Below are 231 nucleotides of genomic sequence, written 5' to 3'. Positions count from 1 at the left end.
CTCGATGCCCGCACGCATGGCCAGCGGATTGCCGCCGAAGGTGGAGCCGTGGTTGCCCGGCTGCAGCACGGTGGCCGCCTTGCCATGGGCCACGACGGCGCCGATGGGCACGCCCGAGCCCAGGCCCTTGGCCAGGGTCATCACGTCGGGGATGATGCCGGCCCACTGGTGGGCGAACCACTTGCCCGTGCGGCCCATGCCGGCCTGGACTTCGTCGAACATCATCAGCCA

General features: G+C 70.6%; 1 protein-coding gene. It reads right to left on the bottom strand.

Going from position 1 to position 231, the window contains the following annotated elements:
• Positions 1 to 231 (bottom strand): aminotransferase class III-fold pyridoxal phosphate-dependent enzyme (locus tag ACODJP_RS14535; RefSeq protein WP_422482711.1); only part of this gene is annotated, 231 nt, incomplete at both ends.

Origin of the sequence: Pleomorphochaeta sp. DL1XJH-081 (assembly GCF_049310885.1) — a bacterium.
Taxonomy (GTDB): Bacteria; Spirochaetota; Spirochaetia; order Sphaerochaetales; family Sphaerochaetaceae; genus CAYZJV01.
The sequence above is the reverse complement of the archived record's forward strand: the minus strand, read 5'-3'. Positions and strand labels throughout refer to the sequence as shown.